Raw genomic sequence first — 16948 nt, forward strand, 5'->3', positions numbered from 1 at the left:
GATCGGAGATCGCTGCTCGTCGACAACGAACGATCATTCATCATGAAGCACTGGACCCTCCTCCTCTTCCTCCTTGCGCTTCACCAGCAGGCCGCCGCGCAGGCCGGCGCGGTGGACCTCAGCTTCAACCCGACGGACGCTGGTCATGGGTTCGGGGACGGTCCCACCTACACCGTGGGCGCGGTGCTGCCGCTACCGGGTGGCGGCGCGGTGATCGCCGGGAACTTCACGCTGGTGGACGGTGTGGCGCGCACGGGCATCGCGCGGTTGCAGGCGGATGGTACGCTGGACCCCGCGTTCGATCCCGGGGCTGGCATCCAGTTCAGCATCTACGGCCGCAAACTGCTGCGGCTGCAACCCGATGGGAAGATCCTCGTCGCTGGCATCTTCAGTTCGGTGAACGGCACCCCGCGCAATAGCATCGCACGCCTAAACTCGGATGGAAGCCTGGACACCAGCTTCGATCCGGGCGCAGGGCTCAACGGCGAGCCCCGCGATATGGAGCTGCAAGCCGATGGCAAGGTGTTGGTGATCGGCGGCTTCACCACCTATGCCGACGTGGCCCGCGAAGGCCTGGTGCGGATCCACCCGGATGGCAGCCTGGACACGGGCTTCACCTTGGGAAGTGGATTTCAGCAGCTCTTATGGACCTCGGGGCGCGGAGGCCTGGAAGTGCGTCCGGATGGACGCATCCTGGTGGGCGGCTCCTTCAGCGGATACGGAGGCCACTCCTCGCCACATGTGGTGCAGCTGCTGCCCACCGGCGCGCCCGACCCCGGCTTCGTGGCCAGTATGGCCGGGGTACCGGCGCAGCACCTGTTGTTACTGCCTGACGGCAAAGTGGTGGTGAACGGCGGTCGACGCCTCAACGCGGATGGCAGCCACGATCCCACCTTCTCCATCGGCGTGGGATTCAGTGCGATGTATGGTCCTGGCGAGATGAGGGATATGGTGCGTCAACCGGACGGGCGGCTGGTGGCGGTGGGCTGCTTCGACCACTTCAACGGCACCGTGCGTCGCAACATCGTGCGGCTGTTGCCCGATGGAGGAGTGGACAGCAGCTTCGATCCCGGATTGGAGATCCTGGGCTGGACGTGCTTGGAAGCGGTGGCCGTGCAGGCCGATGGCCGTATTTGGGCCGGAGGTGAAGTGCCCTCGCTTTCGCAGAAGCCTTCTTCCGGCCTTGCGCGTTTGATGCCGGACGGCACGCCGGACCATGACTTCAACCCGGGCACCGGGGTGATGGGTTCGGTGCGGTGCATGGTGCAACGGCCCGATGGCCGCCTGGTCGCCGGGGGATCCTTCACGTACATCAACGGCATCCCGACCACTAACCTGGTGGGCCTGCTGCCCGATGGGACAGTGGACCCGTCCTTCCAAGCCGATCCTGATCCGGACCAGTACGTGGAGTGCCTGGCGCTGCAAGCCGACGGCAAGGTGTTGGTGGGCGGGTCCTTCACCACCTTCGAAGGGCTGTCGGCCCGCGGTTTGGTGCGCCTGAACAGCGACGGTAGCATGGACACCGGGTTCAACGCCGGGTTCACGGGCTACCAAGGGGTGAGTTCCGTGGCGGTGCAGCCGGACGGACGAATCCTGGTGAGCCGCAGCCATGGCAACTTGCCCATGGTGAGGCTCATGCCTGACGGGACCCCGGACCCGAGCTTCACCGCGCCCGCGTTCACCGCCCAAGCCATCCTGGTCATGCCCGATGGGCGCATCCTGGTGGGTGGATTCAACGTTGGTGGCGCATACGACAAGGCCATCCAGCGGTTGATGGCGGACGGTACGCCCGACCCCAGCTTCGCACCACCCACTCCGGCGTTCGGTGCTTCGTTGTTGGCCGCGCCCATCGTGTATACCCTGCATTTGGAAGCGAACGGGCACATCCTGGCGGGCGGAAGCTTCACCCGCTTCAACAACGTACCCCGTCAGGGGCTCGTGCGGTTGACGCCCAGCGGTACGCTGGACCTGGGGTTCGTGCCTTCAACCACCAGCTGGGTCGTGTCCGCCATGCAGGTACAGGCCGACGGTCGTATCCTGGTGGTCAGTGGAACCACCTTGCAGCGGTTGCTGGCCACCGGGATCGTCGACCCGAGCTTCGCACCAAGCGTGTTCAGTGTGCAAGGCAACTACGTGGACCCCAGCAGTGGTCTCGTGCGCTCGCTCCTGTTGCGCCCTGATGGGCGGGTGGTGGTCGGCGGCACCTTCACGGCCGTGAACGGCACCGGCCGCAACCGGCTGGCACGTTTGCTGGGCAACGGTACCGCGGAGGTGCGCGTATCCCCGCGTGCATGGTTGGGCGGCGCCTATGACGGAGGCACGGACCTGCACCGCGACGACCTGCGGCAGCAGGGGCTTCTGCCCCTTGGCGAACCGTACACCATACTGGGCTATTCGCACACCAGCGGCGGCGGTGGCGAGCTGATCGCACCGGGGGTTCTGGCCATCACCGGCGACAAGGCCGTGGTGGACTGGGTGGTGGCCGAACTGCGCGATCCGCTTGCCCCGCATCAAGTGCTGGCCAGCCGCAGCGCTTTATTGTTGCGTGATGGTCATGTGGTGGACGTGGACGGGCTGAGCCCTGTGCACTTCGCCGCGGCCCCTGGCACCTACCACGTGGCGCTGCGCCACCGCAACCACCTGGGCGTGATGGCCGCCACCCCGCTGCTGCTCGGCGCGGAACCGGTGACGTTGGACCTCCGCGCCAGCACCACGGCCACGTACGGCGTCGAAGCTCGGCGTCCGTGCGGGACGTGGCGATGCCTTTGGCCGGGCGATGTCACCGGCGACGGGCTGGTGAAGTACGCCGGCAGCGGCAACGATCGCGATCCCGTGCTGAGCACCATCGGCGGCCTGGTGCCGACCTCGGTGCTGAGCGGGGTGTACCTGCGTGCGGACGTGAACCTGGACGGCGCGGTGAAGTATACCGGCGGTGGCAACGATCGCGACGAGGTGCTGCAGACCATCGGCGGGGCCGTGCCCACCGCGGTGCGCCCTGCGCAGCTCCCGTAGATCGGCCGACCGGACCGAGCGCTGCCCATCCGGCCGGAAGCCCTTCACCCCGTTGCCCGCGGCCAGGTACACCACGAAGCGGAAACCTCCCCGTACCCCTCCTTGTGCGGAGCAGCGAGCGATCGCTGCTCAGGAGGGGACTTGATCTCGTCCGCCGAGGGGAGACTGCCGCGCGGGCGAAGGCCCGCTCGCAGTGATGGTGCGGAGGGGTGAGGTACAAGTACCGGTCATTTCCAACCCGTCATCGCGGGCCGGGCTCTGCCGGCGAAGCGATCGCCCCCTCCCCGCCCCTTACGGCCTGTAGCCCTTCACCCCGTCGCCCTCGGCCAGGTAGACCGCGTTGGTGAAGCCGTCCACCTCGTAGCGGGGCTCCTTTTCGGTGCCGAGGGAGACGCTGCCGGCCTCGCTGCCGTTGCTGCGGCGCAGGGCCTTCAGGACGTTCGCGCCTTTGCCTTCAGTGGTCATCACGAAGTGCAGCTCGGCGGTGGTGGTGCTGGCGGTGAAGCGGGCGTTGGCCTCCTGGAAGAAGCGTGCGGCGGCTCCCACGGCGGCGTTGGCGCCTTCTCCATAGACCTGGCTGACGGCTGCCGTGACATCGCGCGCAGCCGCACTGCCCGCATCCGTCACCTGGATGCTCTGGCTGACCGCACCGAACGCCGCGCTGGTGTAGCTGTACGCTGCAGCGGCATAGATGGCCCGCACAGCGCTGGCGTATTTCAGCCCACGCACCAGGCCGGTCTCGCGCGGGGCGGGCAGATAGGTGCGGTACACGAGCGTACCGTCCGTGCGCAGCAGCGCCAGGTTCTGGTCGCTGCTCAGCACCAGGCCATCGGCGGAGCCCTCCAGTGCGGTGGGCTTCTCCCTGCCTTCGAAGGTCACGGGAGCCGAGCCCAGTGCGCGCGCCGTTCCGCCCGCTTCGGCCACGCTGTACAACAGCCCATCCTTGGTGTTGAACACGAAGGTGGCGCCCTCGTGTACGGCCACCAGGCCGGCACCGCCTTGCAGCGGCTGTTCCAGGCGGCTGAGGCCGGTGGCCCGGTCGATCAGGTCCACCTCCTGTTCGGTGGCCACCAGCACATCGCCGCCGAGCAGGCGCACGCTGCGCACCACGCCGTCCAGCTTCACGGGCTTCTTCCACCGCTCGGTGCCGCTGGCGTCCACCAGGGTCACCACACCGTCGCCGCTGCCGCTGGTGAGCAGGGTGCCGTCCTCCAGTTCCACCGCACCGGCCAGGATGCCCTTCACGCTGATGCCCTTGCCGTTCTTGCCCCATTTGCCGGCGCCGGTGGCGTAGTCCAGCAGGTCCACACTGCGGGTGTCGCCGGCGCCCACCAGCAGGCCCTGCTTCAGGGGCACCAGCGTACCGAGCTTCTGTTGCATCTGCAGGGGCGCGCTCCACGCGTAGCTGCCATCGTCGATGCGGAAGGCGTTCACGAAGGTCTTGTGGGTCACCGTCACGGTCTTCTTGCCCTGGCTGTCGGTGCTCTCCTTGCGCTGTTCGGTCTGCATGCCCATGAAGCCGAGGCCGGGCGCATGGGGGGTGGTGATGAAGACGCCGGTGAGGCCGGGCACGTTGATGTTGGCGCCACCCTTGTCCAGCAGGGCGGCCAGGCCGCTCATCTTCTCGAAGGCGGGGTCGGGGCTCCTCTTCCACAGCTCGGCGCCGGTGCGCGCGTCCAGCTTGTAGGCGAAGAAGAGGGTGCTGAGCAGGATGGCATCGGGGCCGGCGCTGTTGCAGGCGGTGAGGCGGCTGAAGCGGTCGTCCTTGGTCCAGCGCACGGCGCCGGTGCCCATGTCCACGCAGGCCATGGCGGCGGTCTTGTCCGGCTTCTGGCCCACCACCACGATGGCGTTGTTCTCATACAGGAAGTACGTGCTGGTGACATTGCTGATGCCGGCGGCATCGCTGCTGAAGGCCACCGTGCCGCTGAAGGGTTCAAGCACGAAGAGGGCTTCGGGACGGCCTTGGGGGGCCACGGCGATGAAGGGGCTGCGCTCCACCTCGCGATAGCCGCCCTCGGGCGCTGCGGCGAGCTCCTTCACGGTCCAGGCCACGGCGCCGGTGGCGGGATCCACGCCCTTGAGGCCTTCGGCGGTGGCCACCACAAGGGCGCCGGCGCTGGTGGTGCGCATCCAGAGCACGGCGCCTGTGGCGGCGGTCCAGGCCGGGCTCAGCTGGGCGGAGGCCGCGGCGGTGAGCGTGAGGAGGAACAAGCTTGCGGTGGAGCGGAACGTGTGCAGCATGGCCGATGGGTTGAGCGGGGGTTTGGCAAAGGTCGTGCCTGGGGGCGGTGAACGCGGAGCGGGGCGAAGGCTCACGCAGAGGCGCAGAGGGCGCGGAGCGGTCCTCGGAGCATGTGGTCACATGGATCCCAAGCCCCCTCCTGAGCAGCGATCGCTCGCTGCGGGTGCATAAGCAGGGGTACGGGGTGGTTCCGATCCGCATGCGATCCCGGCATGCCTGAGTTGCCACCTCCCCCAACTTTGTCCGCCATAGCACAGCGACGGCGGACCCCTCCTTGTTCGGCGCGTGGAGCGTTCCACGCGCAGGAGGGGGGTTCATCCGATCAAGTCCCCTCCTGAGCAGCGATCGCTCGCTGCGGGTGCATAAGCAGGGGTACGGGGTGGTTTCGATCCGCATGCGATCCCGGCATGCCTGAGTTGCCACCTCCCCCAACTTTGTCCGCCATAGCACAGCGACGGCGGACCCCTCCTTGTTCGGCGCGTGGAGCGTTCCACGCGCAGGAGGGGGGTTCATCCGATCAAGTCCCCTCCTGAGCAGCGATCGCTCGCTGCGGGTGCACAAGGAGGGGCGCGGGGAGGTTTCGATCCGATGAAGATCCGGGCATGCCTGAGCTGATACCTCCCCCAACTTTGTCCGCCATAGCACAGCGACGGCGGACCCCTCCTTGCCCGGCGCGTGGAGCGTTCCACGCGCAGGAGGGGGGTTCATCCGATCAAGTCCCCTCCTGAGCAGCGATCGCTCGCTGCGGGTGCACAAGGAGGGGCACGGGGAGGTTTCGATCCGATGAAGATCCAGGAATGCCTGAGTTGCCACCTCCCCCAAACCCCTCCTTGTTCGGCGCGTGGAGCGTTCCACGCGCAGGAGGGGGGTTCATTGCGTCAGGCCCCTGCTTGCCCGGCGCATGGCGCGCCCCACGCGCAGGAGGGCGTTCACGGCGCTAAACGTCCCTGAGCAACGGCATCTCCACCTCCACGCGGGTGCCGGTGGGCCGGTCCACATAGCGGAAGCCGGCGTGCCCGCCGTGCTGTTTCTGCACCAGGTCCAGGCGGCTGCGGGTGATGGCCGTGCCCAGCGAGGTCTTCTTCGTGGGCTGCTCGGTGTGCTGCGCCTTGGGGGCGTTGCGGCCCACGCCATCGTCCTCGATGATCCACAGCAACTGGGTGCCGCGCGGTTCCACCGCCAGGGTGATGTGGCCCTTGCCCTCCATGTGCGTGACGCCGTGCCAGATGGCGTTCTCCACGAAGGGCTGCACCACCAGCGGAGGCACCTGCACCTCCTGCGGGTCGATGTCGGGATGCACGCGGATGGTGAAGTCGAACTTCTCCTGTAGGCGTCGGCGCTCCAGGTCCATGTAGCCGCGCAGGGTCTCCAGGTCGTCGTGCAGGGGCACGGTGGCGTGGCGGCTGTTCTCCAGCACGCTGCGCATCACGCGGGCGAAGCGGGTGAGGTAGCTGGAGGCGTCGTCGGGCTCGTTGCGCTGGATGAAGGCGTTGATGGAGTTGAGGGCGTTGAAGATGAAGTGGGGGTTCATCTGGCTGCGCAGGGCCTGGGTCTCCAGGTGGGCGGCCTCCTTCTCGAAGCGTTCGCGGCGGCGCTTGCGGTCGAGCCGGTAGAGGAGCACGCCGCCGCCGATGAGCACAAGCGCCACCAGGCCGAGCAGCCGCATGCGATCGTGGGCCTGGGCGGCCTCCAGGCGGGCCACCTGGGCGCCGAGGCGCTCGCGTTCGATCGCCGCCGCGCTGGCGATGCTGTCGGCCACGATGCGTTCGCGCATGTCCGTCTCGATCTGCCGTTTCAGCAGGCCCAGGCGGAACTGCTGCCGGTCCAGCGAGTCGGCGCTGGCCAGGTGAAGCTCATGCATGGCCAGGGCGTTGCGGGTGTCGCCGCGCCGCTTGTGCACGTCGTAGAGCAGCAGGCTGGCGCGGGCCACGAGCGCGAGGTCGCCACGCTCACGCGCGGTGCGCAGGGCCGCCTCTCCGCTCCGCAGCGCCTGGTCCGTTCGTCCGGTGGCCAGAGCCACTTCCCCGTGCTCCACACCCGCATCGATGCCGCTGAGCCCGGCGGTGCGCACCAGGGCCTCACTCGCAGACAAGTAGGCCAGGGCGCTGTCCATGCGCCCCAAGGCGCGATGGGCGCGGCCCAGATCGAGCAGCAGCTCGGCGCGCCGCGGGGTGAGGCCGCCGAGCGCCGCGGGGTCGAGGGCGTACGGACCGGCGCCTCCGGCCAGCCGCAGCCCTTCCTCCAGCGGGGCCAGCGCTTCGCGGGCGGCACCACGCTGCAGGTGGAAGCGACCGAGGCGATCGCGGAACCGGGCGATGTCCGCCGGATTGCCGCGGGCCTCGGCCTTGGCCGCACCGGCATCGATGAGCTCGCGCAGCGGGGCCTCCTGGGCGGTGAGCGCGTAGGTGGTGATGAGCAGGTCGATGGCGCCGATGGCGCCGGCCGCATCGCCCAGCGTGTCGAAGGCGGCATGCGCCGAGCGGGCCTTGTCGAAGGCGGCGGTGAGCCCCACGCGGGCCATGGCGCGGGCGATGCCCAATTCGGCATAGGCGGCATCGCGGCCATCGCCCAGTGCGCGGTCGATGGCCACGATGCGCTCACCGGTGCGGATGGCGCCGCGCAGCTCGCCGCGGTCGATCAGCAGCGCCATCTCCTCGTGCAACAGGCGGCGAAGGCCCAGGCTGTCGCGGGCGGTGAGGGCCCGGGCGGCGGCGCGCTCCAACACGGCACGCGCACTGTCCATCCGCCCCGCAGAGCTCCACTGCTGGGCGAGCAGGGCCTGCAGTTCCACCTGCCGTGGGCGCAGCGTGGGATGGGCGTCCGCCGCGTCGATCGCGGCCTCGAAGGCGGCCACGGCCTGGCGCGAGCGTCCGGCCCGGCGATGGATGGTGGCCTCCAGCACGGCCAGTTCGCACAGCAGGCTGTCCGCGGTGCGCACGGCGTCGCCCGTCGCGGAGGAGCGCGCCAGCTGCAGGTCCGTGCGCAGCGATGCCGCCCCCCGCAGGGTCTGTTCGTCATCGGGGCCCTGGTGCAGCACGCGGAGGCGCGCGCGCAGTTCGCGGCCTGGATCGTCCTGCGCGAACGCCGCTACCCGGATGAGCAGAACAAGGGCGACGAGGACGTGGCGGGCCATGGCGGCACGAAGATCGATGGGGATGGGCCACGCCGCACGCCCCCGCTCCATCATTCGGCGGTGCCGTAGTTTAGGCTCCTCCTCCGCCATGCGCTTCCGCCCCCTCCTGCCGCTGCTCGCCCTCCTCGGCGCTCCCGGCGCGGCCTTGTCCCAGCAGACCGTGGTGCGCACGGACGGCAGCCAGCTGCACGGCCAGGTGCAACGCGTGGCCCCGGACCGCATCGAGCTGCTCGTCACCAGCGGCCTGCGCAAGGGCCCCAGTTCGGTGCCGTGCAGCGAGGTGCTGTGCGTGGTGGACGGTGCGCTCACCGTGCACACCCGCCCCTGCGGGGAGGCGCTCTCTGCGTTCGCCCAGGGCGGCGCGGCGTGCAATGCCCTGGTGCGCGCGGACCAGCAGGTGCTGAAGGGCACCATCGTGCGGTGGGACGACGACCGCCTGACGATCCGCACGGCGGCGGGCGATGTGAACGTGCCGCGCAGCGAACTGGCCGGGGTGCTCTCCCCCGGGCTGGTGGAGTTCACGGCGCCGGCCGACCGGCTGAAGGGGCTGCTGGCCGATGCCGGGGTGGTGAGCGCGATCAACGATGCCTCGCGCTGCCCGCCGGCGGCCGAACCGCGCACGGTGCGGTATTCCGAGAAGTGGATCGCACCGCGCTTCGAGCGCACGGTGAGCGAGAGCGGCAAGGCCGAGCTCGACTTCGTCTACTTCAAGGACGTGGCCCTGGAGAAGACGCGCCGCCTCAGCGGCTACATCGCCCAGATCACCAACAAGGAGCTCTCGGCCATCGTGAAGGACAAGGCGGTGGAGCAGGCCATCGGGCTGTTCGAGCGGCCGGACAACCTGGTGCATGTGAGCAACGTGGCCTCGGGCAGCTCCAAGGCCCACCCCGCGCACAAGTACCTCAGCACCCACCTGCGCTACCTGAAGTACGATGCCGTCACCATCGAGTGGGCCGACATCCAGTACGTGAGCGATTTCGAGCTGCAGCCGGACGGCAGCTACACCGCCGTGGTCTCCCTGCAGCAGCGCTTCCAGGGCATGGTGGACGGGCAGGTGTACTACAGCGACATCACCAACAAGAACATCCAGATCAAGCTGCGCACCTACGAGAAGGTGGTGGAGGGCCGCACCGAGCGGCTCTGGGACGTGTTCCTGGGCGACATCGGGGTGGTGAGCACCATGGCCGAATGATGCGCCGCCTCACCCTGCCCGCCCTCCTGCTGGCGCTCGCCCCGGCCGCCGCGCAAACACCCGACCAGCAGTACGAGCTGTGCGTGAAGCAGTTCAACGAGTTCCGCGACCGCTTCAACGGCCGCTACGCCGGCGCCGTGCCCGAAGGGGTGGCCGCGCCCGACCGGCGCACCCTGCTGCACAGCCTGATGGCCTCGACCCTCGACGAGGGCACGCGCGAAGCCTTCGTGAACGACGTGCTGGCCCGCGGGGCCGCTTCGGAACTGGAGCTGGACGGCACCCCCTGGCTGGCCCATGTGGTCTGCCACACCTGGAGCAGCGGCGACACCGCCGCGGTGGGCTTCTGGCTGGTGCGCGAGCAGGTGGGCGCCGCCCGCAAGTGGTCCATCCTGGGCACGGACCTGGCGCGCGTCGCACCGGGCACGCAGCTCTATATCGATTCCAAGAGCCACGAGTACGGCTTCATCGACCTGCTGCGCATCGATGACGAAGGCCGTCCCGGCGTGTACCCCTACATCGGCCCGCCGGGCATCTCGGCGCTCTTCGAGCTGCAGGAGGCCCTCTTGCGGGGCGGGCTCCGCATCCTGGCCATCGAGCGGGTGACGATGCATCTGCTACAGGTGCCGGGCTGGACGCTGCAGGTGGAGTACCGGCCACCACCGCTCCGCGCCAGGGACTTCACGCCGAGCGGCTGGAACGTGGTGCGCGCCGAGCGCATGAGCGACGGCGACAAACTTCAGTACCTCTGGAAGCATGTGCTGGGCCTGTGACCGCGCGATGCGCCTGCTGGTGATCGCGGTGCTCATCGCCGGCACCACACCGGCGCGCGCGATCACCGGTGATACGCTCTCCCTGCAGGACAAGGGCCTGATCAACGCGCACGCGGAGAGCCTCTTCAAGCGGTTCATCGCCCTGCTGGACAACGTGGCCGGCATGGACGCTGCGGACGATGAGAGCGCCTTGCTCGTGCAACAGTTGATCGGCAACGCGTGCGAACCGGGCCGCGACCGCATGTTCCTGGGCACGCAGGTGCGCATCGAGGACAACGTGGACCCGGCCAACGATGCCCGCACCGCCGGCCGCGACCGCCCGCTCACCGAGTACATGAACGACCTGTTGCTCTACTTCCAGAGCACGGACCCCCTGGGCACCGCGGTGGAGGCCCGCCTACTGAAGAAACGTGAACCGGCCATCACCGACCAGGCCTTCACGCAGGTGCTCTATGAACTGCGTTTTCTGGGGCGCAACAGCTCCAGCTCACGCACCTATGAACGCCACCTGCGCGTGCTGGAGCTCGTGGCCGAGCGGCGGCCGGGCGGCGGATGGGACGTGGCGATCGCGGCGGACAACTTCTTCGCGCAGGGCTCGGCCTTCGCCGAGGCGTTGCTGGAGCAGGACATCGACTCGCTGGCGCGCGCCGGACGCGGCGACCTCGCCGACCTGAGCCGCGCCCTGGCCGAGTACCGCGGCTCCTTCGACCAGGCCCTGCGCCGCGATGAAGAGGAACGCACCCAACGGCGGAAGGCCTACGCGGAGGCGGTTTCCGCCGGGCGCGGCTTCCTGGACCGGGGCGACCACGAGAACGCGATGAACCTCTTCGAGCAGGCCCGCACGCTGGACCCGCTCGCCGTGGAGCCCCTGGTGCTGCTCAACGAGGTGAAGCGTGCCGCCGAGCGCAAGCGCCTGAAGGACGAGGCCGAGGTGGCCGCCGCCATCGAGGAGGGTGGAGCGCTCACCGCCCTGCGCTGTTACGAGCGGGCCATCGCCGCCTTCGAGCGGGCGGACCGCGTGAAGCCCGGCGACGCCACGGTGAAGGCCCGCATCGACGGCCTCCGCGCCCTCACCGCCAAGCAGGCCGAGCGCGAGAAGCTCTTCCGCATGGGCGAGCTGGACAAGGCGCTGGCCGAGGTGCAGGCCGCCCGCACCGGTGCGGGGCGCAGCGACGATCCCGACCTGACCCTGCTGCACGCGCGCATTCTCATCGCCCGCAAACAATCCGGCCAGGCGCTGCAGCTCCTCGGCGCCCTGTTGGAGCGCATGCCCGACCATGTGCCCGCACGCGACCTGCGGGCCTCGCTGCTGGAGCGGAGCGCCGTGCCCGCCGACCGGCAGACCGCCGCCGGCGACCTCTACACGCTGCGGCTGAAGGACCGCTGGCAGCCCGGCTACGACCATCGCCTGGCCCTGCTGCTGTGCCAGGACCAGGGCAAGTGCACCGAAGCCATCGCCCTGCTCCAGGAGACCCGCGCACGCTGGCCCTTCGACCTGGAGACGCGCTACCAGCAGGGCGTCATCCACCTGATGGCCGCGCGGCCGCGCGAAGCGCTGGACCGCCTGGCCGAGGCGCTCGCCATCGATGAGGGCTGCGCGCGCTGCCACGTGGAGAAGGGCCTGGCCCTGTTCGACCTCGACAGCATCGCCGCTGGCGAGCGCAGCCTGGACCGCGGCCGATCGATCGGGGTGGACGAGCCCCAGCGCCAGGTGCTGCACCAACGCGCCGACCATCACCTGGAGAAGGCGCACGAATTGCAGGCGCTCAACGCCTACGCCGAAGCGGACCGCCATTTCCGGGTGGCCTGTGCGCTGCGCGACGACCAGCCGGACCTGCGCCTGGAGAAGGCCCGCAACCTCATGCGCATCGATCGCTTCGCGGAGGCCATCCACGACCTCGACGTGTACATCGCCCGCTCCGTGACCCCGTTCGTCGGCATCCTGGAACGCGGGAACTGTCAGCTGGGCCTGGGCGAACACGCGAAGGCCATGGCCGACTTCGATGTGATCCTGCGCAACAACGTGGAGCGCATGAAGCACCCGGCGATGCTGGGCAAGGCACGCGCGTACTACGCCATGGGCGATGCGGCCAATGCCGAGAGCCTGCTGAAGGCCGTGCTGAAGGAGGAGCGGCGCAACGCCGAGGTGCTGTCCATGCTGTCGCGCATCGCCCGCACCTCGGGCCGGCTTTCGGAGGCGAAGGACCTGGGCGAGCAGGCCGTGGATGCCGACAAGGACAACGCGTCCCTGCATTTCGAGCTGGGGCTGGTGTATCAGGCCCTGCGTAGCGACGAGGCCGCGGTGAAGTGCTTCGACCGCTCCATCCAGCTAGGCATGGACAAGGCCGAGGCGAAGAAGCAGATGGGCCGCGCGGCGATGCTCGCGGGCAACCTCAAGGAGGCCGTGCCGCAGTTCGACGAGAGCCTGCGCATCCGCGACGATGTGGAGGCCGCCCGCTGGCGGGCCGAGTGTCTGCGCCGCACCGGCGATGCCCGCCAGGCCCTCGAGCAGCTCAACCTGGTGGTCGAGAAGAACCCCGCCCTGAAGAACGATGTCACCATCCTCGCGGACCTGGCCTACCTCTACGTGCTGAACGACATGCTGCCGCTCGCCCGCGACCACATCGACCGCGCGCAGGCCGCCGACCCGCTGTACCGCTATACGCAGCTGGTGAAAGCCTGCTACCTGCACCGCACGGGGCAGACCGAGGATGCGGCCACGCTGGTGCGCAGCCTGGTGAACGGCGGCGAGGTGAAGGAGGAGGACCTGCGCAGGATGGATGTGCTCAAGGAGGTATTGTCCTCCAAAGCCTACCGCAGTGGCAGCCGCTGAACCGACCTTCGACCGCGCCGCGCTCGAGGCGGCACGCACCCAGCTCCGTTCGTTCACCCAGCGCATCGTGCGGGTGGACGATGCGGTCATGGACCGGCTGATGAGCGCGCTGGTGCCCGCCACCCTGGCGAAGGGCTCCGTGCTGCTGCAGGACGGGGAGGTCTGTGAGCATGTCTGGTTCATCGGCCAGGGGCTCGTGCGCGCCTACTTCCTGAAGGACGGCGAGGAGGTGACCCAGCAGTTCTTCTTCGAGGGGAGCTACACCACCGACTACGAGAGCTTCCTCACCCAGCGGCCCACCCGGCTGCACCTGCAGGCGTTGGAGCCCACCCTGCTGCTGGCCCTGAACAGGGAGGCCATGCAGCGCCTGTACGCGGCCGACCCCGGCGCCGAGCGCATGGGGCGGCGCATCGCCGAGGAGATCTTCCTGGCCGTCTCGCGCCGCAACCGGTCCTTCCTACTGGAGAGCGCCGAACAACGCTACCTCGACCTCTTGCGCGAGCGCCCCAAGGTGATGCAGCGCGTGCCGCAACGCCACATCGCCTCCTACCTGGGGGTGAAGCCCGAGAGCCTCAGCCGCATCCGCGCACGCGTGGCCCGCACGGGCCGCTGATCGTCCTTCGGTCCGGACGTTCATCCGGGGGATCCGACCGCTCCTCCAGCCCGTGTATTCTTAACCGAGGTCAACGCGTCGCACGGCCGTCACCGACCTCCTTTGCACCCGAACCGCCCCGCCATGCACCCGCTCATCGTCCTTCCCCTGCTCCTGTCGATCCTTGTTCCCGCCTTGCACAATGCCGCTCACGCACAGGCCACGCAGACCGTCCGCGGTCGCGTGCTGGACCAGGAGAGCGGCTACCCGCTGTTCATGGCCAACGTGGTGGTGGCCGGAAGCCAGCCCACCCTGGGCACCAACACCGATGAGGAAGGCCGCTTCACCCTGGCCGCCGTGCCCCTGGGGCGCGCGGTGCTGCAGGTGGCCGCCATGGGCTATCAGCCGTTGACCACCGCCCCGCTGCTGGTGGTGGCCGGCAAGGAGCTGGTGCTCGACCTGGAACTGACCCCCAGCGTGGAACAGCTGCAGGAGGTCACCATCCGCGCCGCGGACCAGGACCGCACAGCGCTCAACAACGAGATGGCGGTGCTGAGCGCGCGCACCTTCGACTCGGAGCTGAGCCAGCGCTTCGCGGGCAGCCGGGGCGATCCCGCGCGCATGGCCACCAACTTCGCCGGGGTGAGCGGGGCCAACGACGGCCGCAACGACATCATCATCCGCGGCAACTCGCCGGCCGGGCTGCTCTGGCGGCTGGAAGGGGTGGACATCCCGAGCCCCAACCACTTCAGCTCCTTCGGCAGCACCGGTGGCCCGGTGAGCATCCTCAACAACAACGTGCTGGCCAAGAGCGACTTCATGACGAGCGCCTTCCCGGCGAGCTACGGCAATGCCCTCAGCGGCGCGTTCGACCTCTTCATGCGCAGCGGCAACGATGAGCAGCACGAGTTCCTCGGGCAGCTCGGCTTCAACGGCTTCGAGCTGGGCGCCGAGGGGCCCATCAGCCGCCGCTCGCGGGCAAGCTACCTGGTGAACTACCGCTACAGCACCTTGCAGGCCTTCCAGGCCATCGGCCTCGACTTCGGCACCGGCAGCGCCGTGCCCAAGTACCAGGACGTGAGCTTCAAGCTGGACCTGCCGACGGCCAAGGCCGGTCGCTTCACCCTGTTCGGCCTCGGTGGCATCAGCGGGGTGGACCTGCTGGGGCGCGAGACCGACCTCAGCGAGGCCAACGAGAACGAGCTGTACGGCTCGGCGGAGCGCGACATCTACAACCGGTCGCGCACCGGGGTGGTCGGGGCCTCGCACACGTACTTCTTCGACCCCAACACGAGCTACCGCCTGGTGGTGGCCGCCACCCATCAACTGGAGGAGAACACCGCCGACTCGCTCACCTGGGGCGATGCCACGAACGGCTATCCCCTATTGGACACCGATCCGGTGTACGAACAACGCGGCGAGCAGAACACCGTCCAGATGCACTTCGTGCTCCGCCGCCGCTTCGGGGCTCGGGACAACGTGCACGTCGGCGTGCTGGCCAACCGCTCGTCCGCCGCGTTCGGCGAACGCTACTTCGCGCAGACCCCGCTCGGCGGGCGCTGGCTGCAGTACAAGGATGGCGACGCGTCGAGCACGTTGTACCAGGCGTACGCCACCTGGAAGCACAGCTTCACGGACCGGCTGTCCACCACCGTCGGGCTGCACGGCCAGCTGTTCGACCTCAACGGCAGCACGGCGGTGGAACCGCGCTTCGGGCTGAACTACCGGGCCGGCGAGCGGGGCACCTTCGGCCTGGGCTATGGACTGCACGGCCAGACCCAGACCCTGCCCGTGTACTACACCACGGAGCGCGATGGCACCGACGGCGGCAACAAGGGGCTGGACCTGACGCGCAGCCACCATGCCGTGGCCAGCTACGAGCATCGTTTCGGTCAGTTCATTCGGCTGCGGAGCGAAGCATACTACCAGTACATCTTCGGCGTCCCGGTGGAGTCCGTGCCCAGCACCTTCAGCCTGTTGAACACCGGCGCCGACTTCGGCACGCCGGACGCCACGCAGCTGGTGAACAAGGGCCTGGGCCGCAACTACGGCGTGGAGCTCACCGCCGAACGGGTGTACGACCAGGGCTTCTACGCACTGGTGACGGCCTCGCTGTTCCGCAGCGGATACACCGGCAGCGACGGGGTGTGGCGTTCGTCGGCCTTCGACGGCAACTATGTGTTCAACGCGCTGGCCGGCAAGGAATGGAAGCTGGGCAAGGGCAACAGCCACATCGTGGTGGACCTGAAGGCGACCTATGCCGGTGGGCGGCGCTACACGCCGATCGACCTGGACGCCTCCATCGCTGCGGGCGAGCAGGTGCTGATCGAGGAGCGTACGAACAGCGAGCGTTACCTCGATTACTTCCGCACCGACCTGAAACTGATGTACCGCCGTTCGGGCCGGAAGGCCACCCACGAGGCGGGCATCGACCTGCAGAACGTCACCGGCCGGCGCAACATCCACACGCAGTACTATGATGACCGCACGGGGCGGATCGCTACGGAGTACCAGCTGGGCTTATTCCCGATCCCGATGTACCGGGTGCTGTTCTGATCCATCGCCACGCAACGCGAAAGGGCGCCCGAAGGCGCCCTTTTCCGCTTGTCAGCGATCCGGTTCATCGGGCGCTCGTGGCCTCGGCGTGCAGGTCCGTCACCGACAGGTCCCGTTCGATGTGGAGGATGATCGGCACGATGGTCCCGTCGTTCTCGGTGAAGGCGATGGCACCTACCGGACCCGTATAGCACAGCTGCATCTCGTCGGGCTGGCGCTCCAGCTCCAGGTCGAAGGCCACACGCACCGTGCGGGCGAACAGGCCGCTGGCCTCGGGCACCCCGTGGGTGTCGATGCTCACTTCCTTGGTGATGTGGCCGGGGCTTTCGAGCGTCAGCGTCACGCGCTCGTTCACCGGGATGTGGAAGCTGTAAGCGCCGTTGCGGCCCAGCACCACGTCCATGGTCTCGTGGCCGTCGCTCACGGTCATGCGCACCGGGTGCAGGTCCTGGTCGGGCATGCGCACATCGCCGGTGAAGGTGACGAAGGTCTGTGCGCCGGCGGCGATGCTCAGGGTGATGCAGGCGGCGATGAGGGTGGCCTGGATCAGGGTGCGGCGGATGTGGGGCTGGAGGGTCATGGCTTGGTCGTTTTGGGGTTTTCCGTGTCGTTGGT

The 16948-nt window shown here is 68.8% G+C and carries 9 protein-coding genes; 6 read left to right on the plus strand and 3 right to left on the minus strand.

Annotated features, from left to right (window positions below; genetic code table 11):
* The first annotated feature begins 42 nt into the window (after positions 1 to 42).
* A complete protein-coding gene (locus IPJ87_13555; protein MBK7942876.1) occupies positions 43 to 3012 on the plus strand; it encodes a hypothetical protein in 2970 nt (989 codons plus the stop codon).
* Positions 3013 to 3303: 291 nt separating this feature from the next.
* Here IPJ87_13555 and IPJ87_13560 read toward each other — a convergent pair whose 3' ends face one another.
* Together IPJ87_13560 and IPJ87_13565 are read right to left on the minus strand one after the other, a co-directional pair.
* The gene (locus IPJ87_13560; GenBank protein MBK7942877.1) at positions 3304 to 5256 is read right to left on the minus strand and encodes a PQQ-binding-like beta-propeller repeat protein; all 1953 of its coding nucleotides are present in this window, start codon (positions 5254 to 5256) and stop codon (positions 3304 to 3306) included.
* A 938-nt stretch (positions 5257 to 6194) separates the two neighbouring features.
* Positions 6195 to 8390: a histidine kinase gene (locus tag IPJ87_13565; protein ID MBK7942878.1), complete on the minus strand. Its 2196-nt coding sequence runs from the start codon at positions 8388 to 8390 to the stop codon at positions 6195 to 6197.
* 88 nt (positions 8391 to 8478) lie between these two features.
* Here IPJ87_13565 and IPJ87_13570 point away from each other — a divergent pair, with 88 nt between their 5' ends.
* From IPJ87_13570 to IPJ87_13590, 5 genes are all read left to right on the plus strand, one after another.
* Positions 8479 to 9582 carry a hypothetical protein gene (locus IPJ87_13570; GenBank protein MBK7942879.1) on the plus strand — a complete coding sequence of 368 codons (1104 nt, stop codon included), beginning with the start codon at positions 8479 to 8481 and terminating at the stop codon, positions 9580 to 9582.
* Positions 9579 to 10352 (plus strand): hypothetical protein, encoded by a 774-nt coding sequence (locus IPJ87_13575; GenBank protein MBK7942880.1) that lies wholly within the window; start codon positions 9579 to 9581, stop codon positions 10350 to 10352. The genes IPJ87_13570 and IPJ87_13575 overlap by 4 nt, the downstream gene beginning before the upstream one ends.
* The gene (locus IPJ87_13580) at positions 10336 to 13185 is read left to right on the plus strand and encodes a tetratricopeptide repeat protein (protein MBK7942881.1); all 2850 of its coding nucleotides are present in this window, start codon (positions 10336 to 10338) and stop codon (positions 13183 to 13185) included. The genes IPJ87_13575 and IPJ87_13580 overlap by 17 nt, the downstream gene beginning before the upstream one ends.
* The gene (locus IPJ87_13585) at positions 13172 to 13798 is read left to right on the plus strand and encodes a Crp/Fnr family transcriptional regulator (GenBank protein MBK7942882.1); all 627 of its coding nucleotides are present in this window, start codon (positions 13172 to 13174) and stop codon (positions 13796 to 13798) included. Before IPJ87_13580 ends, IPJ87_13585 begins: the two co-directional genes overlap by 14 nt.
* Before the next feature lie 123 nt (positions 13799 to 13921).
* Complete coding sequence (locus IPJ87_13590; GenBank protein MBK7942883.1) at positions 13922 to 16333, plus strand: TonB-dependent receptor; 2412 nt, start codon at positions 13922 to 13924, stop codon at positions 16331 to 16333.
* A 64-nt stretch (positions 16334 to 16397) separates the two neighbouring features.
* On the opposite strand, the gene IPJ87_13595 is transcribed toward IPJ87_13590, so the two are convergent.
* Positions 16398 to 16913 carry a hypothetical protein gene (locus IPJ87_13595; protein ID MBK7942884.1) on the minus strand — a complete coding sequence of 172 codons (516 nt, stop codon included), beginning with the start codon at positions 16911 to 16913 and terminating at the stop codon, positions 16398 to 16400.
* Positions 16914 to 16948 lie beyond the last annotated feature (35 nt).

Source organism: Flavobacteriales bacterium (assembly GCA_016713875.1).
GTDB lineage: Bacteria > Bacteroidota > Bacteroidia > Flavobacteriales_F > PHOS-HE28 > PHOS-HE28.

Excerpts from the sequence above, each read along its gene's own strand:
- IPJ87_13580 (MBK7942881.1), top strand. The coding sequence starts at position 10,336 with ATGTGCTGGGCCTGTGACCGCGCGATGCGCCTGCTGGTGATCGCGGTG.
- IPJ87_13560 (MBK7942877.1), bottom strand. The coding sequence starts at position 5,256 with ATGCTGCACACGTTCCGCTCCACCGCAAGCTTGTTCCTCCTCACGCTC.
- IPJ87_13555 (MBK7942876.1), top strand. The coding sequence starts at position 43 with ATGAAGCACTGGACCCTCCTCCTCTTCCTCCTTGCGCTTCACCAGCAG.
- IPJ87_13570 (MBK7942879.1), top strand. The coding sequence starts at position 8,479 with ATGCGCTTCCGCCCCCTCCTGCCGCTGCTCGCCCTCCTCGGCGCTCCC.
- IPJ87_13595 (MBK7942884.1), bottom strand. The coding sequence starts at position 16,913 with ATGACCCTCCAGCCCCACATCCGCCGCACCCTGATCCAGGCCACCCTC.
- IPJ87_13565 (MBK7942878.1), bottom strand. The coding sequence starts at position 8,390 with ATGGCCCGCCACGTCCTCGTCGCCCTTGTTCTGCTCATCCGGGTAGCG.
- IPJ87_13590 (MBK7942883.1), top strand. The coding sequence starts at position 13,922 with ATGCACCCGCTCATCGTCCTTCCCCTGCTCCTGTCGATCCTTGTTCCC.
- IPJ87_13575 (MBK7942880.1), top strand. The coding sequence starts at position 9,579 with ATGATGCGCCGCCTCACCCTGCCCGCCCTCCTGCTGGCGCTCGCCCCG.